The organism is Bacteroides sp. NSJ-48 (assembly GCF_014287405.1).
Classification (GTDB): domain Bacteria; phylum Bacteroidota; class Bacteroidia; order Bacteroidales; family Bacteroidaceae; genus Bacteroides; species Bacteroides stercoris.
In genome coordinates this window covers 16,023-42,737 of sequence record NZ_JACOOD010000039.1, presented here as the reverse complement: position 1 = coordinate 42,737, position 26,715 = coordinate 16,023, and the positions used below count along the sequence as shown (strand labels likewise).

The 26,715-nt window shown below is 44.4% G+C and carries 20 protein-coding genes and 1 pseudogene; 19 read left to right on the top strand and 2 right to left on the bottom strand.

From position 1 onward, the window contains the following. Positions 1-115: 115 nt before the first annotated feature. Positions 116-950 (bottom strand): annotated as a pseudogene (locus H8S52_RS15500) (hypothetical protein). Positions 951-986: 36 nt separating this feature from the next. Beyond that, the gene (locus H8S52_RS15495; protein WP_117740541.1) at positions 987-2,042 is read right to left on the bottom strand and encodes a porin; all 1,056 of its coding nucleotides are present in this window, start codon (positions 2,040-2,042) and stop codon (positions 987-989) included. Between the two features lie 202 nt (positions 2,043-2,244). On the opposite strand from H8S52_RS15495, the gene mnmA reads away from it, so the two are divergent. From mnmA to H8S52_RS15400, 19 genes are all read left to right on the top strand, one after another. Further along, a complete protein-coding gene (mnmA, locus tag H8S52_RS15490; RefSeq protein WP_081641843.1) occupies positions 2,245-3,312 on the top strand; it encodes a tRNA 2-thiouridine(34) synthase MnmA in 1,068 nt (355 codons plus the stop codon). A 37-nt stretch (positions 3,313-3,349) separates the two neighbouring features. After that, a complete protein-coding gene (locus H8S52_RS15485; RefSeq protein WP_117857675.1) occupies positions 3,350-4,723 on the top strand; it encodes a S8 family serine peptidase in 1,374 nt (457 codons plus the stop codon). A 32-nt stretch (positions 4,724-4,755) separates the two neighbouring features. Next, on the top strand, positions 4,756-6,006 hold the full coding sequence (gene xseA, locus H8S52_RS15480; RefSeq protein WP_186910178.1) for an exodeoxyribonuclease VII large subunit: 1,251 nt from the start codon (positions 4,756-4,758) through the stop codon (positions 6,004-6,006). 4 nt (positions 6,007-6,010) lie between these two features. Then, positions 6,011-6,220: an exodeoxyribonuclease VII small subunit gene (gene xseB / locus H8S52_RS15475; protein WP_005658237.1), complete on the top strand. Its 210-nt coding sequence runs from the start codon at positions 6,011-6,013 to the stop codon at positions 6,218-6,220. A gap of 157 nt (positions 6,221-6,377) precedes the next feature. Beyond that, positions 6,378-6,866: an RNA polymerase sigma-70 factor gene (locus tag H8S52_RS15470; RefSeq protein WP_117985747.1), complete on the top strand. Its 489-nt coding sequence runs from the start codon at positions 6,378-6,380 to the stop codon at positions 6,864-6,866. Positions 6,867-6,946: 80 nt separating this feature from the next. After that, on the top strand, positions 6,947-8,092 hold the full coding sequence (locus tag H8S52_RS15465; protein ID WP_117985746.1) for a FecR family protein: 1,146 nt from the start codon (positions 6,947-6,949) through the stop codon (positions 8,090-8,092). 158 nt (positions 8,093-8,250) lie between these two features. After that, the gene (locus tag H8S52_RS15460) at positions 8,251-11,838 is read left to right on the top strand and encodes a SusC/RagA family TonB-linked outer membrane protein (protein ID WP_186910177.1); all 3,588 of its coding nucleotides are present in this window, start codon (positions 8,251-8,253) and stop codon (positions 11,836-11,838) included. Between the two features lie 21 nt (positions 11,839-11,859). Next, positions 11,860-13,437 carry a RagB/SusD family nutrient uptake outer membrane protein gene (locus H8S52_RS15455; RefSeq protein WP_117941473.1) on the top strand — a complete coding sequence of 526 codons (1,578 nt, stop codon included), beginning with the start codon at positions 11,860-11,862 and terminating at the stop codon, positions 13,435-13,437. A gap of 11 nt (positions 13,438-13,448) precedes the next feature. Continuing rightward, on the top strand, positions 13,449-14,381 hold the full coding sequence (locus H8S52_RS15450; RefSeq protein WP_117903003.1) for a putative zinc-binding metallopeptidase: 933 nt from the start codon (positions 13,449-13,451) through the stop codon (positions 14,379-14,381). 12 nt (positions 14,382-14,393) lie between these two features. Then, positions 14,394-15,770 (top strand): DUF4302 domain-containing protein, encoded by a 1,377-nt coding sequence (locus H8S52_RS15445; RefSeq protein ID WP_186910176.1) that lies wholly within the window; start codon positions 14,394-14,396, stop codon positions 15,768-15,770. Between the two features lie 19 nt (positions 15,771-15,789). Beyond that, on the top strand, positions 15,790-16,839 hold the full coding sequence (locus tag H8S52_RS15440) for a BACON domain-containing protein (RefSeq protein ID WP_162487339.1): 1,050 nt from the start codon (positions 15,790-15,792) through the stop codon (positions 16,837-16,839). 30 nt (positions 16,840-16,869) lie between these two features. Continuing rightward, positions 16,870-17,964: an FISUMP domain-containing protein gene (locus H8S52_RS15435; protein ID WP_117941470.1), complete on the top strand. Its 1,095-nt coding sequence runs from the start codon at positions 16,870-16,872 to the stop codon at positions 17,962-17,964. 53 nt (positions 17,965-18,017) lie between these two features. Next, positions 18,018-19,520: an FISUMP domain-containing protein gene (locus H8S52_RS15430; RefSeq protein WP_117941469.1), complete on the top strand. Its 1,503-nt coding sequence runs from the start codon at positions 18,018-18,020 to the stop codon at positions 19,518-19,520. Between the two features lie 595 nt (positions 19,521-20,115). Beyond that, a complete protein-coding gene (locus tag H8S52_RS15425; protein ID WP_005658213.1) occupies positions 20,116-21,135 on the top strand; it encodes a branched-chain amino acid aminotransferase in 1,020 nt (339 codons plus the stop codon). Positions 21,136-21,138: 3 nt separating this feature from the next. Beyond that, positions 21,139-21,945 carry an MBL fold metallo-hydrolase gene (locus tag H8S52_RS15420; RefSeq protein WP_186910175.1) on the top strand — a complete coding sequence of 269 codons (807 nt, stop codon included), beginning with the start codon at positions 21,139-21,141 and terminating at the stop codon, positions 21,943-21,945. Positions 21,946-21,954: 9 nt separating this feature from the next. Next, a complete protein-coding gene (trmB, locus tag H8S52_RS15415; RefSeq protein WP_016661605.1) occupies positions 21,955-22,713 on the top strand; it encodes a tRNA (guanosine(46)-N7)-methyltransferase TrmB in 759 nt (252 codons plus the stop codon). 48 nt (positions 22,714-22,761) lie between these two features. Next, the gene (locus tag H8S52_RS15410) at positions 22,762-23,862 is read left to right on the top strand and encodes an Mrp/NBP35 family ATP-binding protein (protein ID WP_117941466.1); all 1,101 of its coding nucleotides are present in this window, start codon (positions 22,762-22,764) and stop codon (positions 23,860-23,862) included. 53 nt (positions 23,863-23,915) lie between these two features. Further along, the gene (locus H8S52_RS15405) at positions 23,916-25,463 is read left to right on the top strand and encodes a Gfo/Idh/MocA family protein (RefSeq protein ID WP_117907023.1); all 1,548 of its coding nucleotides are present in this window, start codon (positions 23,916-23,918) and stop codon (positions 25,461-25,463) included. Between the two features lie 144 nt (positions 25,464-25,607). Next, positions 25,608-26,675, top strand: coding sequence for an SGNH/GDSL hydrolase family protein (locus tag H8S52_RS15400; RefSeq protein WP_186910174.1), 1,068 nt, complete (start codon positions 25,608-25,610; stop codon positions 26,673-26,675). Positions 26,676-26,715: the final 40 nt, after the last annotated feature.

Here is a 26,715-nt window from a genome sequence, read left to right as displayed (position 1 = left end):
TGGAAACATAGTGGTAATCGTTTAAATGTTATAATTCAGCACTATAAATTTAATACTTTTATCGCTATGTTTCTAATTATAAGTGAAATATATTTATTCTTATTTCGAACTCACGTTAATTAAGTCGCGTCCATTTGTTTTTTCCGATGGTGTACGTACCGGCAATGCGTGCCGAGGCTATATGGACGGTTTCGTCTGTCCGGTAAGCATGTTCCACGGCGGGTAGTTGGCACGAATGCCTGCTTGCCGTGCGGGAGTTGACGCGGAAAGTCACAAGATTTCCGGAGGTGTCTTTCAGCCTTAGTATTTGCCGGACATAGAAGTAAGGGGTCGTACCCCTGACTTGTGTCTTGTAGGGGTCGTCCTCCAGCCGGACACTGAGAACGGTCAGGGTCAGATCTGTCACTTTTTCCCCTTCTTTCCCAAGAAAGCGTCCGGCAGGCGGTTGTTTGGCTTTCCGTTGCAGGATGTCAATGTATACGGAATGGTATATCCGGGCGATTTGTGCGAAGCGTTCCTGTTTAGGAATTCGGGGAGTGAACTTGAAAGCTATCCAGGTGAGATAGCCGGGGTCTATCCGCAGGATTTCGTGCAGATAATGTCCGTGATATTTGCCGAACGAGATAATATCGTCGCCCTTATTCTGCATTCGTTTGGCATTATACTCCACTAACGACAGAGGGCGGGGGGGAGTAGTAACATAAGGTGCTTGCCATTCGTAAGGCTTCGTGTATATCCTCGCTCAGGTCGAATATGTAAAATATGGATTGCCTTTCGGGCAGAGGGGAGTAAATCCAAAGTGAATATCGGGGACAATCTGCTCTTGGCAATACCACAAGATAGGCGCCTACTTCTTTGAAAGAAGCTTTTTTCAGGTTGTATTCATTTAGCTTTTGATACAACACGTCTTGTTCTGCGGCAGTGATGCCCGGAATAAGCGGATTTGTCATACATCAATTTGCTTATTCCAAAGATATGTAATTTTTTTAGAATCGTACCATTAATTCCAATACTATTTTGTCTTGTTCAGATTCTTTTGCAATACTGCTGTTGGCATAGAAATATTTTTCATAATTCAGGCGCAGGTCTGTGCGGAATGCTTTACTGAGGCTGAAGGTGATACCGCCTGTCAGTCGCTGGCGTTTGTAGTCGGTGGTGACCAATGCGCCGGTTTCTTCATCGGTGGTCTTGGCGTCGCTTTGGTCCGTCATCATGTCGTAGCGTAGCAGGAAAGACATTTTATTGAATATTTTACGAAGCGGAAGGTCGTAATTGATGAATGTGTTTACGGCTTGCACATCTTTGAAGGCATTGTCGGAATATTGCTTGTACAGATATTCCGCTTCGATATGGAAGCGGTCGGACTCATAGTAAGCGCCGATGTCGTACGATTGCACCCGTATTTCTTCCGGTTGGATGCTTTGTATGCTCAGTGTCAGGTTCAGCCCTTTGGTGAAAAGAAATTGGGCTTTGGCAGAATAATTCACTTCTTTATGCCATTCTTTTTGATTGGTCAGGCCCGAACCGTTGTATAGTCCGCCCTCTATCGTAATAGGCAGATCGGTAGGCAGGGTATATCCCAGTGTGATACCTACATCGCGTACGTTGCCCACCTGCTTGGCTATGAACGAGCGGTTGGCAAAATATTGCTGGTGGGGTGATCGGTGTGCGTCAATGGTAAAAGGCACGCGCATCTGCCCGGCGGTCACAGTCAATCCTTTTGCCGGAAACAGGCGTGCGTAGGCATCGAGCATTTTGATACTTCCTTCGTCCGACAGGTCTATTTCGGCTTTGTAGGCAACAATCGGCAAGACATTACCGGTAACGCTGACACGTGCGTTTCTCACTTCGAAACGTCCGGCGCCCATAGTGGTCTGGTATTCGTATTTGCCCCGGATTGTTCCGTGTATTTCGGGCAGATAATCCTTGCTTTCCAGTTTTTCCTTGTCTATCTTCTTTCCGTCTTCGCTGTTTTGGGTGTTTTGGGCTTTTGCCATAAAGGGCAACAGGGTGAGGAACAGTATCAATGCGCTTTTTTTCATAATTTGTTGTCGGTTTGTTTATGTTGGCAAAGATACGGTCGTATGTGTTGTGATTTTATGTCATATGTGTTTCGTTTCTGTTACAAAGTCACGGGCAAAACGATATGCAGCTATGTGAACTCTTGCAAAAAAGGCATGCCTTTTCTCTTTCTTCTGTTTGAAAACCTGTATTTTTGCATTTTAAACGATGTATATCCGAGAAATGAACAAGGCAGAAAAACGAGTGTTGGTTGGAATGAGCGGTGGCATTGACAGTACCGCTACATGTCTGATGTTGCAAGAGCAGGGTTACGAGGTAATCGGTCTTACGATGTGGGTGTGGGGAGAAGAGCCGTTGGAAGCCCGCCAGCTTGCTCAAAATATGGGCATTGAACATTATGTGGCTGATGAACGAGAGGCTTTTCGTGAGGTGATTGTCCGGAACTTTATCGATGAATACCGGCAGGGGCGTACCCCCAATCCTTGTGTGATGTGCAATCCTCTGTTCAAGTTCCGCATTCTAACGGAGTGGGCGGATAAATTGAATTGCCGGTATATTGCTACCGGGCACTATACCCGTCTGGAAGAACAGAATAGGAAAATATATATAGTTGCCGGGGATGACGATAAGAAAGACCAGTCTTATTTCCTTTGGCGCTTGGGGCAGGATGTCTTGCGACGTTGTCTTTTCCCGTTGGGAACCTATACCAAGATGCAAGTGCGCGATTATCTGAGGGATAAAGGCTATGCACCGAAAGCCGAGGAAGGAGAGAGCATGGAAGTATGCTTCATAAAAGGAGATTATCGGGACTTCCTGCGTGAGCATTCGCCGGAGATAGACAATGAAGTAGGCCCGGGATGGTTTGTCAATTCGGAAGGAGTGAAGCTGGGAGAGCATAAGGGCTTTCCTTACTATACCATCGGGCAACGGAAAGGACTTGAAATCGCATTGGGAAAACCAGCTTATGTGCTGAAAATCAATCCGCAGAAGAATACCGTAATGTTGGGAGATGCCGAGCAGCTCAAAGCGGAATATATGCTTGCGGAACAGGATAATCTGATTGATGAGGGGGAAGTTTTCGGAAGCGGGGAACTGACGGTTCGCATCCGCTATCGGAGCAAACCGATACCTTGTTCGGTAAAGCGTCTGGAAGACGGGCGATTGCTGGTGCATTTTGAGACGGAAGCATCTGCCATTGCGCCCGGACAATCAGCTGTATTCTATATCGGAAAAAGGGTGGTAGGCGGTTCGTTCATTGCTTCACAACGTGGTATCGGCATGTATATTTGAAAATTAAAAACTGAAATTTGAAAATAAAAAGAGATTAATGGGGAAGAGATTGATTATTCTTTCAGCTTTAGTGTTGTTGGTGGCAAGTGCGTCGGCACAGCAAGATACGTTGAAATACCGTATTAGTTTAAGAGACAAGGCAGCTACCGTTTATTCATTGGAGCATCCTGAACAGTTCCTTTCGGAGAAAGCCATTGCAAGACGTCAAAAACAGAACCTGGCGGTTGATTCCACCGACCTGCCGGTTTGCCGTCAGTATATTGATGAAATACGCAGACAAGGAGTGAATATTGTAGTTGTAGGGAAATGGGAAAATTTTGTTACGGTTTCCTGCAATGACTCCGCTTTGATAGAACATATTGCCGCATTGCCGTTTGTACGCGCTACGGAGAAAGTATGGACTGCTCCGAAAATGAATGAAGGAGTGGGGGATGCAATGCGCGATTCTGTAATCAATGAGCCGAAGATATATACAGACAGTATTTACGGTCCTGCTCTCACTCAAATTCAGTTGAGCAATGGAGATAAGTTGCATGATGCCGGATTCAGGGGGCAGGGAATGATGATTGCCGTGATTGATGCCGGATTTCATAATCTGGATAAGATAACGGCTATGCGGAATATCCGTGTCTTGGGCATGAAAGATTTTGTCAATCCTCAGGCGGATTTATTTGCGGCAAGTAGTCATGGACTGAGTGTGCTTTCCTGCATTGGAATGAATCAGCCGGGAATTATGACAGGTACTGCACCGGAAGCTTCCTTTTGGCTGTTCCGCAGTGAGGATGAGGCTTCCGAACACTTGGTGGAGCAGGATTATTGGGCTGCTGCCGTAGAGTTTGCCGACAGTGTGGGAGTTGATGTGCTTAATACTTCTTTGGGGTATTATGCGTTCGATGACAAATCGAAAAATTACAAATATCGTGATTTGGACGGACATCATGCCTTGATGTCGCGTCAAGCCTTGCATATAGCCGATAAGGGTATGGTATTGGTGTGCAGTGCCGGTAATTCGGGAATGGGGTCTTGGAAAAAAATAACCCCGCCGGGAGATGCTGATAATGTGTTGACGGTAGGTGCTATCAACAAACAGGCGCTGTTGGCACCATTTTCCTCTATCGGCAACACGGCTGATAACCGGATTAAACCGGATGTTGTAGCTGTGGGCGAAGGAGCGGATGTGATTCGCACGGACGGAAATCAGGGTAAGGCAAACGGGACTTCTTTCTCTTCGCCCGTCATGTGTGGAATGGTGGCTTGCTTATGGCAGGCATGCCCCCGGCTGACAGCGAAAGAGTTGCTTGAATTAGTCCGCGCTTCCGGTGACCGTGCCGACTATCCGGATAATATCTACGGTTATGGCGTGCCGGATATGTGGAAAGCATATAATAGCTATAAATTAAAAATGAAGTAAAGACAGGAACTTTGCATACTTATACTTAAAGAATGGATGCCTTATCACTATACGAATTAAATGCGCTGGTGCGTCGCAGCTTGGAGCAATGTTTGCCTGATGCCTATTGGATACAGGCAGAATTGAGTGATGTACGTACCAACAGCACCGGACATTGCTATCTGGAGTTCGTACAGAAAGATGCCCGTAGTAATAGTCTGATAGCTAAGGCGAGAGGAACGATATGGTCGAACGTCTTTCGTTTGTTGAAACCCTATTTTGAGGAAGCTACGGGACAGGCTTTTGTTTCGGGTATCAAAGTGCTGGTGCAAGTGACCGTCAGTTTTCATGAACTGTATGGATATAGCCTTACAGTACAGGATATAGATCCCACCTATACTTTGGGTGATATGGCCCGTCGCCGTAAAGAGATTTTGAAACAATTGGAAGAAGAAGGGGTATTTACTTTAAATAAAGAATTGAGAATGCCTCGTTTGCCGCAGCGTATTGCGGTTGTTTCTTCCCCAACCGCTGCCGGATACGGTGACTTTTGCCACCAGTTGCAGAATAATCCGGGAGGTTTTTACTTCTATACGGAACTTTTTCCGGCATTGATGCAAGGTGATCGTGTTGAAGAATCCGTTTTGTCTGCTTTGGATAAGATAAATTCCCGTTTGGACAGTTTTGATGTAGTAGTTATTATCCGGGGCGGTGGGGCAACTTCCGATCTTTCCGGATTTGATACTTATCTGCTCGCGGCTGCCTGTGCGCAGTTTCCTTTGCCTGTTATCACGGGTATCGGGCACGAACGCGACGATACGGTTCTCGATTCCGTGGCCCATACCCGTGTCAAGACTCCCACTGCTGCTGCCGAATTTCTGATAGACTGCATGAATGAGGCTGCTGATGAATTGGAATCGCTGGCTGCCCGCCTATGCGATGGTGTCCGGAATTTGCTGGTACAGGAGCAACAGAAGTTAGTATCATACAGGAATCGTATTCCCTCTGCTGCTTATGGTTGCATTTCGGATGCAAAATTAACTTTGCTTACCGTCCGAAAAGATATTGTACAAGCTGCAACAGCCTCCTTGTTTCGTCAGCATCATCGGCTGGAGTTACTGCAACAACGGTTGGCGGATGCTTCTCCGGAAAAGCAATTAGCCCGTGGCTACAGCATTACATTGAAAAACGGTAAAGCAATAAAGAATACTTCTCTTTTAAATGAGGGTGATGAAATTATCACTCGCCTGTATAAAGGAGAAGTGGTTTCAGTAGTAACAAATAAACTGTCAAAAAATAAATAATCCTATGCCTGCACCCAAGAAAAAAGAGACTTATTCCCAAGCGATGGAACGGTTGGAGAAAATTGTCAGTCAGATAGACAACAATGAACTGGAAATAGATGAACTTGCCGTAAAGATAAAAGAAGCGAATGAAATTATTGCTTTTTGCAGTGATAAATTGACTAAGGCAGACCGGGAGGTTCAGAAACTTCTATCGGACAAACAGGAAAGTTAAATAATCTTGAGTAGCTTTTTGTTAGCTCGATTTTGGATGTATTAATATTATATAACTCTTTTAGAGGCTGAAAGAGTCAATTCTGCTTTTTCTTTATTATTATAATAATTAATTTCGCTGGCGAAATTGTTTAAGATAAATAATAAATTGTAAAAGGGTGGAGGACTTTGCCGACTTTGATTTCTTTTTTAAAGAATATTATGTCCCTCTTTATTCCTATGCACATTCTCTCATTAATAATTGGGAAGTAAGCCGTGACATAGCGAGCGATGCTTTTGAATATATATGGAAGAATTTTGATAGGATAGAGAAGGCCACAGCTAAGTCGTATCTCTTTATATATGTACGCAATCGTGCTATCGACTATCTGAGACATCAAGACATACATTATGCTTATGCTGAATTCTCCCAGAAGTTGTATGAAAATTATACAGAAGTGGAGTTTAGGGAACAAGATGAGCGTATGATGAAGATTCAGAAAGTGTTGGATGGAATGAGCCCACATACAAGACATATTTTGGAAGAGTGCTATCTACATGAGAAGAAGTATAAAGAAGTAGCCGCAGAATTGAATATAAGCATAAGTGCGGTTAGAAAACATATTGTTAAAGCCTTGAAAGCAATTCGGGAGGAATTTGCTAAATAAATCTAAAAAACAGGCTAAACGGTTCAAAATAAGTTTTATAAACGCAATTATAATAAAGTAATCACTAAACTAGCGGATTTATGAGTAGTCAGGATAGTACATCTGAATTTGATAAAGCACTGGATTTAATGGAGAGCTCATCTGATAGCTCCGATAAGAAATGGGAGGATTTGAAAGATGCGGAGACATTAGATGCTTGTAAGGATTTGATGGATGTGAGATATCTTTTACATAAGCGCCAGGCTTCCGGTATGGTTGACGTAGAGGCTGAATTAGTTCGTTGGAAAGGCAGACAGAATAAGAAAAAATATCTTAAGATGTTTGGGATATGGAGCAGTTCGGTGGCAGCTATTTTGGTAGGAGTTTTTGTTTCATTTAATTATTTGTTTAATATCCCGGTTGCCCCGTCTAAATCTGTCACTGTATTTGCAGCAGACCCGAATGAACAGCGCATTGTTTTAGAATTAAATGACGGCAAGCAATTCTTTTTGGATGATGAACCTAAAAAAGAAAACAAACAGGTAGAAAAACGACGAACTCTTGATTATACTAATTTGGCAAAGACTTCCGTTCCAGTGGTGAAAAAAATGTTGCAGACTCATTCTATTGTAATCCCCAGAGGCGAGACATTCAAATTAATTCTTTGTGATGGTACAGAAGTTTGGCTGAATGCCAATAGTAAATTGGTTTATCCTACAGCTTTTATAGAAAAGGAGCGTACGGTTTTTCTTGAAGGAGAAGCGTATTTTAAAGTTACAAAAGATACAAAACCTTTTATTGTAAAGACGGATTATTTGCAAACTAAGGTTCTCGGAACGGAGTTTAATGTGAAAAGTTATACGGCCGAAGATAGCCATGTAACACTGATTAGCGGTAAGGTACAGGTTCGCAGCCATGAAAATGCACGTTTTGTGGATTTGGAGCCGGGTAAAGATGCCATACTCCTTTCTAATGGACAGTTTGAGGTGAAGGAAGTAAACAGTGAAGCCTATACCTATTGGAAAGACGGATATTTTTATTTTGACGAGTTGACTTTGGCGGATATTATGAAGTCTATCGGACGTTGGTATAATGTGAACGTTATATTTAGAAATAAAGAAGCCATGACATATCGCATACATTTTATGTCCAATCGTCAGGGTGGTATTGAAGAAACAATTCGTTTGATGAACCGTTTAAAAAAAGTAACGTTAACACTTTGTGAGAATACGGTTTATGTTGACTAATTGAATGCATATTTTATGTAAAATCTTCCATATTGTAGATGCTTTTTAGAGAAAAAGTTTCATGAATCGAAAAAAATAAGGAAAAAAGGTGTCTTGTTATTCAAGTCATACGCACTATTAATAAATGAAGCTTCGCTAATATTATTAAAAATAAACGTATGAGAAGAAAGAGGTACTTATTATTTCCGCTTTTCTTTTTCCTATTTTGGCTTCCGTTCTGTGCAGAAGCTCAAGTGAGTGAGAAGAAATTTACGGTAGAGTTTAAGAATGAAGAACTATCGTCTGTATTTAAACAGTTAAGTAAAATTTCTGGTTATAAAATCCTTTTTACATATGATGATGTGAAGCCATATACGTATAGCGGTGTCATCAAGGATAAGAATATCCGGGAAGCTTTAACTATTGTCCTATCGGGTAAGAAACTTGAGTATAATATTGATAAGGAGTTTATTACCATTACAACAAAAGGTCCTTCCAAACAGGCTAAAGTATATACGGTAAACGGCGTTGTGCTGTCTGCTGATGACGGTGAGCCGCTTATTGGAGCTACCGTTATGGTGAAAGGTACTTCTACGGGTGTGCTGACAGACATAGACGGTAAGTTTACATTGCCTAATGTTTCCAGTCGTTCCAAGTTGGAGTTTTCTTATGTCGGTATGCTTCCTCAGTCGCTTTCTCCTTCGCCGACTATGAAAGTGACTCTCCAATCGGATGTACAGACGCTGTCCGAAGTTGTTGTAACGGGTATGCAGCGTATGGATAAACGTATGTTTACCGGTGCTACCGACCAGTTGAAAGCAGAAAACATAAAAATGGATGGTATGGCAGATATCAGTCGCGGTCTGGAAGGACGTTCGGCCGGTGTATCTGTGCAGAATGTATCCGGTACTTTTGGTACGGCGCCTAAGATTCGTGTGCGTGGTGCAACTTCTATATATGGTAGTTCCAAGCCTTTATGGGTAGTAGATGGAGTTATTATGGAGGACGCCATTGAAGTGGGAGCTGATGATCTTTCTTCCGGTGATGCCGAAACATTGATCAGTTCCGCTATTGCAGGTTTAAATCCGGATGATATTGAAAGTTTTCAAATTCTGAAAGACGGTTCGGCAACATCCATTTATGGTGCGCGCGCTATGGCGGGTGTAATTGTAGTGACTACTAAAAAAGGTTCGGCTGGAGTACATAAAGTCAGTTACACTGGTGAGTTTACTACCCGTATGGTTCCCAGCTATAAAGAATTCAATATTATGAATTCTCAGGAGCAGATGGGTATTTATAAAGAGTTGGAGCAAAAAGGCTGGTTGAATAATAGCGATACTTATCGTGCCAAGAACAGTGGTGTATACGGCAAAATGTATCAGTTGATAAATCAATATAATGAAACGACCGGACAGTTCGGTCTTGCAAATACGGCAGAAGCACGTAATTCTTATTTACGCCAGGCGGAGATGAGGAATACGGACTGGTTTGATGTCTTATTCTCTAATAATATCATTCAGAACCATTCAGTCAGTATTACTTCCGGTTCTGAAAAAGCGTCTTATTATGCTTCACTGAGTGCCATGTCCGATCCGGGGTGGTATAAACAGAGCGAGGTAAGACGCTATACTGCCAATCTGAATACTACGTACAACATGTATAAGAATCTGTCTGTGAATATGATTGCCAATGCTTCCTACCGTAAGCAAAAAGCTCCGGGCACATTGAGTTCGGAGATAAACGCAGCAAGCGGAGAGGTCAGCCGTCAGTTTGATATCAATCCATATTCTTATGCGTTGAATACTTCGCGGGCATTAGATCCTTCGGTTGACTATACTACAAACTATGCTCCATTCAACATATTACATGAGTTGAATAACAACTATATCGATTTAAACGTTGTGGATGTAAAATTCCAGGGTGAGATGCGTTGGAAGGTAATTCCCGGATTGGAAATCAGTGCTTTGGGCTCGGTAAAATATCAAGCTTCCTCGCAGGAACATAATATCAAGGACGATTCCAATCAGGCAACTGCCTATCGTACCGGTATGGACGATGCTACTATTCGTGATGCGAACAATCTACTTTATACCAATCCGGATAATCCGTATGCACTACCCATTACTATTTTGCCGGAAGGCGGTATCTATCAACGGAAGGATTATCGCATGCTTGGAATCGATTTCCGCGGTACTTTGTCATGGAACCATCTGTTTAAAGAAAAGCACATGACGAATCTGTTTGCCGGGCTTGAAGTTAATAGTTTGGAGCGTTCACAGAATTATTTTCAGGGCTGGGGTATGCAATACACTATGGGGGAGATACCTTATTATGTGTATGAATACTTCAAGAAAGGTATTGAAGCGGGAGAACCCTATTATGGTTTAAATCATTCAACGACCCGCAGTGTGGCAGGATTTACCAATTTAGCTTATTCTTACGACGGTCGTTATACATTGAACGGAACTTTCCGTTATGAGGGGACAAACCGTATGGGACGGAGTCGTTCTGCCCGTTGGTTGCCTACCTGGAATATTTCAGGTGCCTGGAATGTACATGAAGAAGATTTCTTTGATAAAACTTTTGCGCCAGCTTTGTCGCACCTAACGTTGAAAGCATCTTATTCATTGACAGCCGACCGCGGTCCGGAGTATGTAACCAATTCACAAGCTATTATCATGAGTTACTCCCCTTATCGTCCTTTTACAGACGGACAGGAGACAGGACTCTATGTTTCCGATCCGGAAAACAGCGAACTGACTTATGAGAAAAAGCATGAGTTAAACATCGGTGCGGATATGGGTTTCTTAAACAATCGTATCAATTTTGCAGTGGATTGGTATAAGCGTAATAATTACGACTTAATAGGTATCATTGCTACGCAAGGTGTAGGTGGTACTATTTATAAATATGCCAATATTGCTTCCATGAAGTCTCATGGTGTCGAGTTCACGCTTTCCACCAAAAATATTAAGTCGCAGTCATTCTCATGGAATACGGACTTCATCTTTTCTTATGCAAAGAATGAAGTGACAGATTTGAAATCACGTGCCAGCATGATGGAACTTGTATCGGGAAACGGTTTTGCTATGCAAGGTTATCCTGTACGTGGTTTGTTCTCTATCCCTTTTGCGGGATTGGACAAGAACGGTATTCCTCAATATTTGATTAATGGAGAAGTTACCAGTACCAATATCGACTTCCAGACACGCGAAAACTTGGATTACTTGAAATACGAAGGTCCTACAGATCCTACCGTAACAGGCAGTTTAGGTAATATCTTTACCTATAAGGGGTTCAAGCTGAATGTCTTTATGACCTATTCATTCGGTAATGTAGTCCGTATGAATCCTTGTTTCAGTTATCAGTATTCGGACTTGTCTTCTATGCCTCGCGAGTTCAAGAACCGTTGGACAGTACCGGGTGATGAGACTCGTACCAATATCCCGGCTATTATCTCTAAACGTCAATATTCTGAAAACCAGAACTTGGTGTACGCTTACAATGCTTACAATTACTCGACAGAGCGTATAGCTAAAGGTGACTTCATTCGTATGAAAGAGATTTCTCTTGCCTATGAATTTCCAAAGGCTTGGATAGCGCCGGCTAAGATTTCCAATTTGTCATTGAAGCTACAGGCTACTAATCTTTTCCTTATTTATGCGGATAAGAAGTTGAACGGGCAAGACCCGGAATTCTTTAACACAGGTGGCGTTGCAGCTCCGGTACCCCGTCAATTTACATTGACGCTTAGACTAGGCTTTTAATTCATAATAAAGATAGAAAAGATGAAACATAAATATTTGTATATAACAGCGTTTTTTACTACAGCTCTATTTACTTCCTGCTCCGATTATCTGGATGAATTACCGGATAACCGGACAGAACTGACTACCGAGGAAAGCATAACTAAAATCTTGGTTTCCGCCTATCCCACAACAACGAGCTGTGAAATCGGCGAGTTACATAGTGATAATATTGATGAAAACAGCAATTTGTATACTTACCTTTTTCGCTTGAACGAGCATATGTATCATTGGCAGCAAACCACGGAAGAGGGACAGGATTCTCCACATGCTTTGTGGATTGATTGCTATAACTCTATTTCGTCAGCAAATCAGGCGTTGCATGCTATTGAGCGGATGGGAAATCCGGAAACTCTGCAACCGCAGAAAGGAGAAGCCTTGCTTTGTCGTGCATACAGTCATTTTCTGCTTGCGACAATTTTCTGTAAGGCGTATACTTCTACCCATGCCGATCAAGACTTGGGCATTCCGTATATGGACGAGTTGGAAACTACGGTAAATCCGAGTTACGACCGAGGAACACTTGCTACAACCTACCAACGGATAGCGGCAGACATAGAAGAAGGTCTTCCGTTGATAGATGATAACCTTTACAGTAAAGTGAAATACCATTTCAATAAGAAAGCGGCGTACGCTTTTGCAGCTCGGTTCTATCTTTATTATATGCAGTCGGATTTCTCCAATTGTCGGAAAGTGATAGAGTATGCCGACCGTGTATTGGGTAGTAGTGCTGCCGAAAGTTTACGTGATTGGAAAGCGCTCGGAATGCTTTCTTCCAATCGTTCCGTTCAGCCTAATGAATACGTAAATGCGAATAATCAGGCAAATCTGCTGTTGATTTCTGCCGATTCCTATTGGCCGTTGGTTGCCGATCCTGGATATGCTCCATGCGAAAAATATTGTAGTAACGATATTACGGCTGCCGAGACATGTAAATCTACCGGTCCGTGGGGAGCGCAGACCAATTACTGGCAAGAGCCTTTTGCACCGGGTGGTTCCATTAAGAATGGTTTCCGTCGATTGGCTCTATATCAGGAGTATTCTACATCGGGCGACAGCTATACGGGACACATGGTGTTACCGGCATTTACTACAGATGAAACTTTACTCTGTAGGGCAGAAGCATATACTTTACTGAAACAATATGATAAGGCTGCCGCCGATATTGATGCATGGCAGAAAGCCTTTACAAAGAATACGACCACTCTTACAAAAGAGTCAATCAACCGTTTTTATGCGGCATTGAGCTATTATACACCGGAGAATACGGTTAATCCTTCTGTCAAGAAAGAGCTTCATCCCGCTTTTCAGTTGGAACAGGGTATGCAGGAGAATCTGATTCATTGTATCCTGCACGCACGCCGTATTCTGACACTGGAAGAGGGATTGCGCTGGCAAGATATAAAACGTTATGGTATTGTTATCTATCGTCGCTATTTCGAAGGAAGTACATTGGTACGCATTACTGATACAATGGGAGTAGACGATCCCCGCCGTGCAGTTCAGTTGCCTTCCAACGTTATAACGGCAGGAATGGAACCTAATCCAAGAAATGATTAAAACAAAAAAATATGAAAAGATATATTGCATATAGCTTGTTGGCATTGACTGTATCCTTACTGTTTGCTTCTTGTAATCAGGATACGGATATCGACTATAATAACAGCATCTTTACAGAAGAAAATGAACCGGAAGCAACTGCTTTTGACAAGTGGGTGATGAGTAATTACACTAATCCTTATAATATTCTGCTGAAGTATCGCATGGAAGATAAGGAAAGTGATATGACTCATGTACTGGTTCCGGCTACTTATGAAAATTCAGTGGTACTGGCCAAGATTATAAAGCATGTTTGGTTGGAAGCTTATGATGAAACAACGGGTAATCCGAATTTCTTGCGGCATTATGTTCCTAAGATTTTGCATTTTATCGGTTCTCCGGCCTATGAAGATAATGGAACGATGGTAGTGGGCACGGCAGAAGGCGGTATGAAAATTACATTGTATAATGTAAATGATATTGACCCGGAAAGTATTGATGTCAATATGCTGAACGAATACTATTTCCAGACTATGCATCATGAGTTTGCACATATTCTGCACCAGACCAAAAACTTTGACCCGTCGTTCGAGCGGATAACGGAAAATAGCTATGTCGGTTCCGACTGGTATCTGAAAACTGATCCGATAACAGGTGTCAGCACTTCACGCACTAATGAGGATGCTTGGAAAGAAGGATTTGTAACAGCTTACGCAATGAGTGAACCTCGTGAGGATTTTGTGGAAAATATAGCGATGTATGTAGTTAATACGAAAGCGTATTGGGATAACATGCTTGCCAATGCGGGTGATGCGGGCAGAGCCTTGATTGAACGCAAATTCGATATTGTCTATGATTATATGTTGCAGACCTGGGGGATCGATTTAGACCGTTTGCGCCAGGTTGTACTTCGTCGTCAGAGTGAAATTGCTAATGGTGAACTTGATTTAAGTGTAATCAAATAAAAAGGATAGGATATGAAGAATAAGATTACTAAGTATATATTGTTAGCATTTATCTGCTTGGGGCTGCAAGCATGTCTTTTCCAAGAAGATGACTTTTTTGAGAAGTCTTCTGCCAACCGTGCTTCTGAAAATGTGGCAGAGTTGCAGGAGTTGTTGGTAAATGTTCCTAATGGCTGGAAAATGGAGTATTATCCGGGTGCGGATTATTCTATGGGTGGAATCACTTTGCTATGCCGCTTTGACGGTAATAATGTAACGCTTATGTCCGAAGTCGGTTCCGTCAAGACTGCTTCGGGTAAGGAAGCTTCTTCACTTTATAAAGTCACGTCTGAAGAGAGTACGGTTCTGACTTTTGATAGTTTCAACGAATTCATCCATTGCTTCTCTGAACCGATAATGGGTATGAATACCAATCTGGAAGGTGATTATGAATTTGTATATATGGGGCAAGAAGACAACAAAGTCATTTTGCAGGGACGCCGCTATCATAATACTATGGTGATGACTCCGCTTACCCAGGGAGTCAATTGGAAAGATTATATCGGTCAGTTGAATCTTATAGAGAGAGAAGCATTCTTAAAGACCTATTCTCTTATGGTTGGTGGACAGGAAGTGGGAAATGCAGTTCGTACGTCCCATCTTTTCTCTTTGACGGTTGAAGGGCAAACAAGCAGTTCTGTTCCTTTCATTTATACTCCGGAAGGTATTCGCTTTAAGGATGAGATAACGATTCAGGGAAAAACAGTACAGAATTTTGTATGGAACAAAGAGGACATGACATTTACCAGCTCGGATGAAGAGGCTGCGGATGTTGTGTTGAAGGCTTATTATCCTCAGGATTATACACCTTATGAGGATTATCTGGGGACTTATTATATGTATTATAGAGAGTATGAAAAATATAATGAGGAAGAAGATAAAGTGGAGTTCCGTCCTGGGTATATGGCGGTTGAACTGCAACAAAAAGTTGCTGGCGAGAGCTTTGTATTGACAAGCGATAAGTTAGAAACCACTGCTGCCAATATTGTCATAACTTATGATAAAGCTACCGGTAAACTTATAATAAAACCTCAAAACGTAACAGTTATGGGCTATCCGGGAGCTTTGGTCATCGGTTTTGAACAGGGCTTTTTACCTGCCCATTACGGACTTGACCTTGGAAACTTAGCGGTTCTTACAGATATGGAAACCGGATTGATTGGTATATCCGGGGGAGCTGATGAAAACTTATCGTTTTCTTTTGTAGAATATGGCAATACTTTCTTTTCGATGATGGGAGAGGTAGCCACTTCTTTGATATTTACAGCTTACGGAAGCGAGAACTTCTCTACAAACAATTATTTAGGCTTGCTTGCTTGGTATGATTCAATACGCTTGCAGAAGTATTAATACGAAGGATGGTCTGATTATGAAAAAAGTAATAAATATAATTTTAATTGTTTGCTGCGTCCTGATAACCGGATGTAGTGATGATGATAATGTTTCATCTGCTTTAAAAATCATAAAGGCGGATGTAAATATAAAGGCTGCCGGTGGTGAAGCGAGTATCGAATTTCAGTCAGCCTCTCCTGTAGAGGTTGTCGTGGATGCGGAATGGTGTGAGGTTACGGAACAGACTGCAAGTCTGATAAAAATTTCGGTAGAGGCTAATGCCGATTTTCCGGGGCGTTCTGCACTCATCACTATTTCTGATGGTATGGAAAAGCAGGTATTGACACTTGTACAGGAAGGGGCTGTATTTATTTATGACGAGTCGGAACAGATACAGCGTGTTGGTAACGAAGGGGCTTCATTACCTGTCGAAATATATGGGTCTTTTCCTTGTGAAGTGAACATACCGGAAACGGATAAAGGCTGGTTGTCTTATGTTCCGGCAGAAGATGGTAAAGGCGGTTCTTTTGTCGTTTTAAAAAATACTACGGGAGCCATGCGTGGCAGTATTGTAAAAGTAACTTGTGGAGAGCGTGCATATAGTTATGCTATTATGCAATACGATGCCGTTAATTTACTGGGAACTTATCAGGGACAATATATCTCTTTGTTGGATCAGCAGAATTACGGTTTGTCTAATGTTGTGATTTCCGGTCCGGACGCTTCCGGAGTTTATACTATTGACGGTTTGCTTGAAGGTGAAACCGGCTGTGCCGTGAAGGCTGTTTATGAGAACAATATGTTTTCTATCAGCGCAGGGCAAAAATTGAAGGCGTATGACCAGCAGCCTGAATTGGACATATATTTCGGTTTGATGAACTTGAGTGCCCGTCCTTATTGGACTTCAGAATATACGGTAGGACTAGCTCCAATATTTGTAGAAGGTGTAGGTATGGGGCTTTCGTTTGAAGACAACGGAGGCATGCCAAATACGTTTGCGGCTTTATGTTTCTCTTTCTTCGCCGGTAATACGTATTATCAGGATTATGAGATATTGCTGAGATGTCTGTTGTATAGACCGAATTAATATTAATAACGATAAATATATTCAATATTTATGAAGAGATTGCTATGGATTTTTATAATGGTTCTTCCCTTGTGTATTTCGGGGTGTTCTGATGATGAAACACAGCAAATCACTTGTGCTATCCAAGTGCCTTCCGATGGAGAAACGATTCAGGTAAGAGCCGATGAAAAATTGTTTATTAGAGGATATGGTAAAGCCGATCACGGTCAAATCGTATCAGCTGAGTTGAAAGTGGCAGGTTCGGTTATATCGGATGTTACTACAGTGCCTTTCTATTATGGCTATTCATTGCCGGAAGAACAGACGGAAGGCGAGTTGAAACTGGAACTGACCGTATGGGGTGAAACTGGTGCTACGGCTACGGCTTCGTCTACAATCGTATTGACAATCAATCGCGGACCTCAACCGCCTAAAATGGGTACAATGACAGATAGCCGTGATGGTATTGTATATAAAACGGTACAATTGGGCGAGCAGCTCTGGATGGCCGAAAACCTTCGTTATCTTCCGCAGCAGGATTATGAGGTGTCATCGACAGATCCTAAATATTATGTGATGTTGGACTATGATGCTACAACGGAACTTGGAAAGGGATTCTTGGATGCTTACGGAGCCTATTATAACGTGCCTGCTGCTTTGCAGGGGCAAGCATCGCAAAGCATGGAATCTACACAGAAGATACAGGGTATCTGTCCGGAAGGTTGGCATATTCCATCCATGGAGGAATGGCGTAGTTTGGCTCAGTATGTTGTAGATGCGAAAATGGCGATTTCTGTTAATGGAGTGGTAGACGAAACGGCAGTGGGTAAAGCATTGGCGGCTCCTACTATGTGGCAACTGCCTGCAGATATAGAAGATGAGCCTTCTCCGGTGTGGATCGGCGAGAATATGGAAGAGAATAATGCTTCTATGTTTAACGGTTTGCCAACCGGTTTTAGAGCTTGTGCCGGCGAGGAAGCATGGATGGATTTGACATATAGTGCAGGTTGGTGGAGTTCAACGGCCGGTGTTGTCATGTCCGAATTTACTATGCCGGTGCGGATGTGGGCTACCGAGGGATTGCTGGGTACATCTTCTGAATTCAATCCGGGAGTAGGACTTCCTGTCCGCTGTTTGAAAGATTAGATTGAGAGATATTAGTAGTATATTATATTTATTATCCTTAAAAAGTTAGCGACATGAAAAAGTTTGGATTTTTGTTAGTAGCCCTTTTAGCTTTATGGGCTTGTAGTGATGATGATACTACGCCGCAACAAGAGGTAACTTGTTCGATTACAGCTCCGGCTGAAGGCACTGTTATTGATTTGGCAACTGCTGCTTCAATGACTATCAAAGGTGAAGGTGCTGTTAATGTGGGAAAAATAGAAAGTGTGGTTTTGAAAGTAAATGGTAAACTTGTTTCCGAGGTAACAAAAGTTCCATTCTCTTATGATTATGCTTTTCCGGCAGATCAGGCTGTTGGTGAAATGAAAATAGAATTGACAGTGAAAGGAGATGCTGGCAAGGAAAAAGCTGCAACAGCAAACGTTACATTGAAGAAAACAGAAACCGAGCCGGAACCGGAACCAGAGCCGGAACAAGAAGTTACTTGTGAAATTACGGCTCCGGCATCAGGTGCAACGTTTGATTTGGCAAGTGTTACGGAATTAAATATCTCAGGAAAAGCTGCTGTAAATGTAGGTGCTATAGAGACTTTTGCTCTGAAAGTAGACGGAGTGGAAATAGTTCCTGTTCCTGTTCTTGCTGATGATGGAACTTTTTCTCATACTTACTCATTAGCAAATAAATCTACAGGAGAACTATCTATAGAACTGGCTGTTAAAGGTGATAAAACAGCAACTGCAAAAACAGCATCAGTAGTTATTACATTAACAAGAACTGTGGCTCCACCGACTGGCGATACATTTACAGACGAACGTGATGGACATGTTTATAAATATGTTACAATTGGAACTCAAAGCTGGATGGCGGACAATTTGGCTTATTTGCCGGAAGTAAACGACCCGTCTGCAGAGCAGGATGGTTGTACCGGTAATCCGCTTTATTTTGTATTAAATTATCAAGGAAGTGATTTGGCAGCGGCTAAAGCTACAAAAGAGTATAAAAATTATGGCGTATTGTACAATTGGTGGGCTGCGATGGGTAAGCAGAATGCAACCGGCGGAGATGCTAATGCAGTTCCTAGCGGTGTACAAGGGGTATGTCCTAACGGATGGCATTTACCTAGTAGAGCAGAATGGAAAGTACTGGAGGAATATGTGGCAAGTCAATTGCCTAATGTAGATGGTAATGGCATGTATTCTGATTATGGAACGGCATTGGAGCATGATTGTAGAAATGTATGGGGAGCTTTGGCTAGTCAGATCGGATGGGGAGCAACTTCAATGGGAGAAGAAGGCCCTGAATTGTTAAAAGGTGGTCAGGACACTTATGGTATGCACATTATTCCTTCCGGTAATGTAAGTCATATTGCTGATTATTATGGAAATTGGTTTAAAGAAACCGATAAAGCAGTTGATTTTTGGCTTACAGACTTAATAGATAATGGTGGTGATGATTATAATAATTATTGGGCTGCTACTATTAATTGGAGTGTAGACAATAAAGACTATCGACCAAAGTATTCTACCTATGGTACACGGGCCAAAATGGGACTATCTGTCCGTTGTGTAAAAGATTAAACGACAACTATATATCATCTGTAAATTTGTGAAAACAAGCATTTGGTAATTTAATTCTCTCTAACAAGTATAAAGGCCGCTACCGACAGCTATTGGGTAGCGGTCTTTTTTATGTCGTTTTCCACACCGTTTAATTCTTGTTGCTGCTTCCTGCACAAAGTTTGAAAAACGAAAAACATCTGTCACACTGTTATGCTCCACAAGGAAAGAGTGGCCCGATAGCTTTTCCTTTTGTGTAAAATGAAGGCTTTGAATTGATTCTCAGTGTATTTGGGCGCTTTCCGGTAAATAGAGAAAGTTTCATGCGGATAAACGAATAGTTTATCCTAAGTAAACTGTTGGTTTCACCGCATTAAACTATCAGTTTACTTAGGGTAAACTTAGGGTATTCCTAAGGGAAACAGAAAGTTCCAACCAATGAAAATCTGGTTGCTTATCTTTTTATCATAGTTGGCATGTAATGGAAAAAACATATCGCCGCTCTTATGTCGTAAAAAACACCGCTTCTTTAGGAAATATGAAGAATAACCATTACTTTTGTTGCAAATAGTTAGTCTTGAAATTAATAAAAGCGAATAATTAATACGAGCGAGATATGAAAGAACTGGATTGGGCTAATCTGCCGTTCGGCTATATGAAGACAGATTACAATGTGAGAATTTACTATCGTAACGAACAGTGGGGCGCATTGGAAGTATGCAGTGAGGAAACCATTCCTATGCACATGGCAGCCACTTGTCTGCACTATGGTCAGGAAGCGTTCGAAGGCTTGAAGGCTTTCCGTGGCAAAGACGGCAAGGTACGTATTTTCCGTTTAGAAGAGAATGCGGCACGTTTGCAGTCTACCTGCCGTGGCATCCTGATGCCTGAGTTGCCGACGGAACGCTTTAAAGAGGCTATTCTTAAGGTTGTGAAGCTGAATGAGCGTTTCATTCCGCCTTACGAATCGGGAGCTTCCCTGTATATCCGTCCGTTGTTGGTGGGTACGGGAGCACAGGTGGGCGTACATCCGGCAAAGGAATACCTGTTTGTCGTGTTTGTAACGCCGGTAGGCCCTTACTTCAAAGGCGGGTTCTCCACCAATCCGTACGTTATTATCCGCGAATACGACCGTGCCGCACCTTTGGGCACAGGTGTCTACAAGGTGGGCGGCAATTATGCGGCCAGCTTGCGCGCCAATAAGAAAGCGCACGATTTGGGCTATGCCTGCGAGTTCTATCTGGATGCCAAGGAGAAGAAATACATTGACGAGTGCGGTGCTGCCAACTTCTTCGGAATCAAGGACAACACGTATATCACTCCGAAATCCACTTCCATTCTTCCGTCCATTACCAACAAGAGCCTGATGCAACTGGCCGAGGATATGGGCATGAAAGTGGAACGCCGTCCGGTTCCGGAAGAAGAGCTGCTTACTTTCGAGGAAGCGGGCGCCTGCGGCACGGCTGCCGTTATCAGTCCGATAGAGCGCATCGACGATGTGGAGAACGGTAAGTCGTACGTGATTGCCAAAGACGGAAAACCGGGACCTGTCTGCACGAAGCTGTACAATAAATTGCGTGCTATCCAATACGGTGACGAACCTGATACGCACGGTTGGGTAACTGTCGTGGAATAACGCATGAGCATAAAGATTACAACCCTTGTGGAAAATTCGGTTTACGGCAAGGGACTACAGGGAGAGCACGGGCTTTCCCTGCTTGTTGATACGGGTGAGCATCGCCTGCTGTTCGATACCGGAGCTTCCGACCTTTTCATACGCAATGCCCGGATACTTGGGATTGACTTGAAGGAGGTGGATTTCCTGGTACTGTCGCACGGACATCGCGACCACACCGGCGGACTGCATCACTTTCTTGCCGTGAACGACAAGGCACAGGTTGTCTGCAAGAGAGAACTCTTCCAGCCGAAGTTCAAGGATGAACGGGAAAACGGAGTGATGCAGCCCGATGCTTTGGACAGCACCCGTTTCCGTTTTGTGGATGAGGTTACTGAATTGTGCCGCAGCGTGTTTGTCTTTCCGCAGTTGCCCGTTACGGATGAGGAAGATACGCATTTTGAACACTTCTTCACGTGGGCGGAAGGGCGGAAACAGGCCGATACCTTTACGGACGAACTGGCGCTGGTGTTGAAACAGGACGCTGAAGTGTCCGTGCTGAGTGCCTGCTCGCACCGGGGCATTACGAATATCATCCGTGCGGTGCAGGAGTATTTTCCGCAGACCTCGCTGAAACTGGTATTGGGCGGTTTCCATATCCGTAATACCGAGAAAGAGAAATTTGATGTGATAGCCCGTTTCCTTGAAAGCCATTTGCCGCAACGGCTGGGCGTTTGTCATTGTACGGGCATTGATAAATACGCATTGTTTCACCAATGCTTTGCCGACCGTACTTTTTATAATTATACCGGTCGGGTAGAAACACTTTAATACATACGAATGGGAAAGAATAAGTTAGAGAAGTTTGCCGATATGGCAAGTTATCCGCACGTGTTTGAATATCCGTACTCGGCGGTAGACAACGTGCCGTTTGAGATGAAGGGCAACTGGCATCAACAGTTTTTCAAGAACGATAATCCGATTGTGCTGGAGCTGGGCTGCGGCCGTGGAGAGTACACGGTGGGACTGGGACGCATGTTTCCCGACAAGAATTTCATCGGCGTAGATATCAAAGGGGCACGCATGTGGACGGGAGCTACCGAGTCCTTGCAGTCGGGCATGAAGAATGTCGCCTTCCTGCGTACCAACATCGAAATCATAGACCGCTTCTTTGCTCCGGGCGAAGTGAGCGAGATATGGCTCACGTTCTCCGACCCGCAGATGAAGAAAGCCACCAAACGCCTTACGTCCACCTACTTCATGGAACGCTACCGCAAGTTCCTGAAAGACGGCGGCACTATCCATGTAAAGACCGACAGCAACTTCATGTTCACCTACACCAAATACATGATAGAGAAGAACGGGCTTCCCGTAGAGTTCATCACCGACGACCTCTACCACTCCGGACTGGTGGATGATATTCTCGGCATCCGCACCTATTACGAACAGCAGTGGCTGGACCGCGGCCTGACCATAAAATACGTCAAGTTCCGGCTTCCTCAGTGCGGAGAGTTGCAAGAACCCGATGTAGAGATAGAATTGGACGAGTACCGCAGCTACAACCGCAGTAAGCGCAGTAGTCTCCAGACCGGCAAATAAACAATGGTTGTCAAACAGTGAATAGTAAATCGTAAAATAGTAAATAACATGACTCTTTATCCTAAATTAATCCTCGATGCACTGGCAACGGTGCGTTATCCCGGCAACAAGAAGAACCTCGTTGAGGCCGAAATGGTTGCCGACAATCTGCGTATCGACGGGATGAAGGTCAGTTTCTCGCTTATCTTCGAGAAGCCGACCGACCCCTTTATGAAGTCCATGGTGAAAGCTGCCGAGACAGCGATACATACTTACGTTTCACCGGAAGTGGAAGTGACGATTGCCACGGAAAGTCGTCAGGCGGCACGCCCGGAAGTGGGCAAACTGTTGCCGCAGGTGAAGAACATCATCGGCGTGTCTTCCGGTAAGGGCGGTGTAGGCAAGTCCACCGTATCGGCAAATCTGGCTGTGTCCCTTGCCAAACTGGGGTATAAGGTAGGTTTGCTGGATGCCGACATCTTCGGTCCGTCCATGCCCAAGATGTTTCAGGTGGAAGATGCACGTCCGTATGCAGAGAACATCGGCGGCCGTGATTTGATTATCCCTATCGAAAAGTATGGTATCAAGCTGCTGTCTATCGGTTTCTTCGTAGACCCCGACCAGGCTACCCTGTGGCGCGGCGGTATGGCAAGCAATGCCCTGAAACAGTTGATTGCCGATGCCGACTGGGGCGAACTGGATTATTTCCTGATAGACCTTCCGCCCGGAACCAGCGACATTCACCTCACCGTAGTGCAGACGCTTGCCATGACGGGAGCTATTGTTGTCAGCACGCCGCAGGCGGTGGCTCTGGCCGATGCCCGCAAAGGTATCAACATGTTTACGAATGATAAGGTGAACGTGCCTATCCTTGGTCTGGTAGAGAACATGGCGTGGTTTACGCCTGCCGAACTGCCGGAGAACAAGTACTACATCTTCGGTAAGGAAGGCGCCAAGCAGCTTGCGGAGCAGATGAACGTTCCTCTGCTGGGGCAGATTCCCATTGTGCAAAGCATCTGTGAGAGCGGTGACAAGGGTACTCCCGTCGCTTTGGACGAGAATGCCGTGACCGGACGCGCGTTCCTGCAACTGGCTGCTGCCGTAGTCCGCCAGGTTGACCGCCGGAATATGGAAATGGCGCCTACCAAGATTGTGGAGACACATAAATAAACCGGAACAGCGAAAAGAGGTATCCGTATCGATTAACTTTAAATTTGAGAAGCATGAAGAGCTTGAAAGTATTATTATTGGGCGCATGTGTTGCATTATGCGCCTGTTCTTCACCGACATCCACTGTGCAGACAAACGACAAAGGAACTCAGTGGCAGTGGGAGAATGGAACGATTGTCGTTGAAACTCCCCAACGTCCGGCAGACCGGAAAAGCGTGATAGGTCTGGCACTGCCTAAAATGGAGGTGGTGCGCGTGGGTTTCGTAGGTTTGGGAATGCGTGGCCCCGGAGCTGTGGAGCGGTTTACCCATATTCCCGGTACGCAGATCGTGGCGCTTTGCGATTACGAACAAGGACGTGCCGAGGCATGCCAGAAATATCTGAAGCAGGCATCCTTGCCCAAAGCAGCCGTATATTCCGGCGAAAAGGGGTATGAGGAACTCTGCAAGCGCGATGATATAGATTTGGTTTATATCGCCACCGACTGGCTGCATCACTTCCCCGTGGCGATGTGCGCTATGGAGAACGGCAAGAATGTAGCCATCGAAGTGCCCTCCGCCATGAATCTGAAAGAGTGCTGGGCCTTGGTCGACATGAGTGAAAAGACCCGCAAGCACTGTATGATTCTGGAGAACTGCTGCTACGACTGGTTCGAGATGAATACGCTGAATATGGCGCAGCAGGGCGTATTCGGTGAGGTAATCCGTGCACAGGGCGCGTATATCCATAACCTGAGCCCGTTCTGGAATCATTATTGGAAGAACGGCGAGGGCGACAAGCTGGGCTGGCGTCTGGATTACAACATGAAGCATCGCGGCGATGTGTATGCCACTCACGGCCTTGGCCCTGTGGCACAGGCGCTCGACATTCACCGCGGCGACCGTATGCAGACCCTGGTTGCCATGGATACCAAATCGGTTGTGGGAAAGGCTTTGGTCGAGGCAAGGACGGACTCTGCCTGCAATGGCTTCCGCAATGGCGACCATACCACCACGCTGATTCGTACTGCCAACGGTAAGGTGATTGAGATACAGCATAACGTGATGACTCCCCAGCCCTATAACCGTCTGTATCAGTTGACCGGTTCGAAAGGATTTGCCAATAAGTATCCCGTAGAGGGGTATGCGCTCGATGCCGACCAACTGACAGCTTCGGGTGTACAGCCTAAGGTCGATGACTTGAACTCGCACGGTTTCTTGCCGGAAGCGGAAATGGAAGCGCTTGTAGCCAAATACCAGCATCCTATTTTGAAGAAATACGGTGAGATGGCAAAAGAAGTGGGCGGTCACGGCGGTATGGACTTTATCATGGATAGCCGTCTGGTTTATTGCCTGCAGAACGGTTTGCCTTTGGATATGGATGTATACGATTTGGTGGAGTGGTGCTGCCTGGCGGAGTTGGGAGAACTTTCCATGGACAATAATTGCGCTCCGGTGGCATTCCCCGACTTTACCCGTGGCGAGTGGAACGTGGTGAAAGGGTATAAGCATGCTTATGCCGCTCCCGAAGAAGAAGCCGCCGCTATGGAAAAGGCAAAGGCGTTTACTGCCAAGCTGAAAGAGCAAGGGGCTAAAGAATGGGCGCAGGCTGAAAAGAAATGATACTTTTCACTTTTGGAAAATACTTTTTGAACAAAATTCAAACGGATTCTTAACATCATCTGTAATAAAGCTTATATGGAATAAGGAACAGGAGACTTGAGTATCAGTCTCCGAAACCCTTATTCCATATATTATTTAACTGCTATGAAAACAAAATCTTTTCTCTTATGCTTGCTGTTGGCTATCTCTGCCAATGCACAAATCGTCTATCACGACGCTTCCGCTTTTCCTCTTTTAGGAAAAGCTACCGAGACAACCCTTACACGCTACGAACGCTTGCCGGACTCTTTACGGAATATCTCCCGTAAGCCTCTATGGGAGTTGGGACATAACAGTGCCGGGCTTGCCGTACGTTTCCGTTCCAATTCCACCCGGATTGCCGCCAAATGGGAGGTACTGCTCAACAGGAATATGAATCACATGACCCCTACGGGCATTAAGGGGCTTGATTTGTATTGCCTGCAAGACGGGAAGTGGCTGTTTGCCGGAAGCGGGCGTCCGCAAGGAAAGGTGAATGAAGCGACCATCGTGAAGGATATGCTGCCCGAAGAGCGTGAATATCTTTTATTCCTTTCTTTATACGACGGGGTGACTTCTCTTTCCATCGGCATCGACTCGCTGTCTCAAATCAGCGGGCCGGCAACGGAACTGCCGGTACGTAAGAAGCCGGTTGTCTTTTACGGAACAAGTATTCTGCAGGGAGGCTGCGCTTCCCGTCCGGGTATGGCGCATACCAATATCCTGGAGCGTTGGCTCAATCGGGAATGTATCAATCTGGGATTTAGCGGCAATGCTTTATTGGATTTGGAGATTGCCCATGTGATGGCGGGTGTGGATGCATCCGTATTTGTACTTGATTTTGTTCCGAATTCCGGTGTGGAGCAGATAAAGGAACGTGCCGGTGTGTTCTATTCCATTATCCGTAGCAAGCATCCTGATACGCCTGTACTTTTTGTGGAGGATCCTATATTTACCCATTCCCGTTTTAACAGGACCGTAGCCAGAGAAGTGAAGGATAAGAACGAGACTTTGCAGGCTGTGTTCCAGTCTCTGAAGAAGCGGGGAGAGAAGAACATCTACCTGCTCTCTTCCGAAGATATTATCGGCCATGATGGAGAGGCTACCGTAGACGGTGTTCATTTTACGGATTTAGGTTTTATGCGTTATGCGGAAGTGTTGTATCCGGTTTTGAAGAAGCATATGAAGGAGTAGTGCAAACGCACTTGTGGGGAATCCTCACAGACTCCCCACA

Excerpts from the sequence above, each read along its gene's own strand:
- H8S52_RS15450 (WP_117903003.1), top strand. The coding sequence starts at position 13,449 with ATGAAAAGATATATTGCATATAGCTTGTTGGCATTGACTGTATCCTTA.
- H8S52_RS15465 (WP_117985746.1), top strand. The coding sequence starts at position 6,947 with ATGAGTAGTCAGGATAGTACATCTGAATTTGATAAAGCACTGGATTTA.
- H8S52_RS15410 (WP_117941466.1), top strand. The coding sequence starts at position 22,762 with ATGACTCTTTATCCTAAATTAATCCTCGATGCACTGGCAACGGTGCGT.
- H8S52_RS15460 (WP_186910177.1), top strand. The coding sequence starts at position 8,251 with ATGAGAAGAAAGAGGTACTTATTATTTCCGCTTTTCTTTTTCCTATTT.
- H8S52_RS15445 (WP_186910176.1), top strand. The coding sequence starts at position 14,394 with ATGAAGAATAAGATTACTAAGTATATATTGTTAGCATTTATCTGCTTG.
- xseB (WP_005658237.1), top strand. The coding sequence starts at position 6,011 with ATGCCTGCACCCAAGAAAAAAGAGACTTATTCCCAAGCGATGGAACGG.
- mnmA (WP_081641843.1), top strand. The coding sequence starts at position 2,245 with ATGAACAAGGCAGAAAAACGAGTGTTGGTTGGAATGAGCGGTGGCATT.
- H8S52_RS15495 (WP_117740541.1), bottom strand. The coding sequence starts at position 2,042 with ATGAAAAAAAGCGCATTGATACTGTTCCTCACCCTGTTGCCCTTTATG.
- H8S52_RS15485 (WP_117857675.1), top strand. The coding sequence starts at position 3,350 with ATGGGGAAGAGATTGATTATTCTTTCAGCTTTAGTGTTGTTGGTGGCA.
- H8S52_RS15430 (WP_117941469.1), top strand. The coding sequence starts at position 18,018 with ATGAAAAAGTTTGGATTTTTGTTAGTAGCCCTTTTAGCTTTATGGGCT.
- H8S52_RS15455 (WP_117941473.1), top strand. The coding sequence starts at position 11,860 with ATGAAACATAAATATTTGTATATAACAGCGTTTTTTACTACAGCTCTA.
- H8S52_RS15405 (WP_117907023.1), top strand. The coding sequence starts at position 23,916 with ATGAAGAGCTTGAAAGTATTATTATTGGGCGCATGTGTTGCATTATGC.
- H8S52_RS15425 (WP_005658213.1), top strand. The coding sequence starts at position 20,116 with ATGAAAGAACTGGATTGGGCTAATCTGCCGTTCGGCTATATGAAGACA.
- H8S52_RS15435 (WP_117941470.1), top strand. The coding sequence starts at position 16,870 with ATGAAGAGATTGCTATGGATTTTTATAATGGTTCTTCCCTTGTGTATT.
- H8S52_RS15420 (WP_186910175.1), top strand. The coding sequence starts at position 21,139 with ATGAGCATAAAGATTACAACCCTTGTGGAAAATTCGGTTTACGGCAAG.
- xseA (WP_186910178.1), top strand. The coding sequence starts at position 4,756 with ATGGATGCCTTATCACTATACGAATTAAATGCGCTGGTGCGTCGCAGC.
- H8S52_RS15440 (WP_162487339.1), top strand. The coding sequence starts at position 15,790 with ATGAAAAAAGTAATAAATATAATTTTAATTGTTTGCTGCGTCCTGATA.
- trmB (WP_016661605.1), top strand. The coding sequence starts at position 21,955 with ATGGGAAAGAATAAGTTAGAGAAGTTTGCCGATATGGCAAGTTATCCG.
- H8S52_RS15400 (WP_186910174.1), top strand. The coding sequence starts at position 25,608 with ATGAAAACAAAATCTTTTCTCTTATGCTTGCTGTTGGCTATCTCTGCC.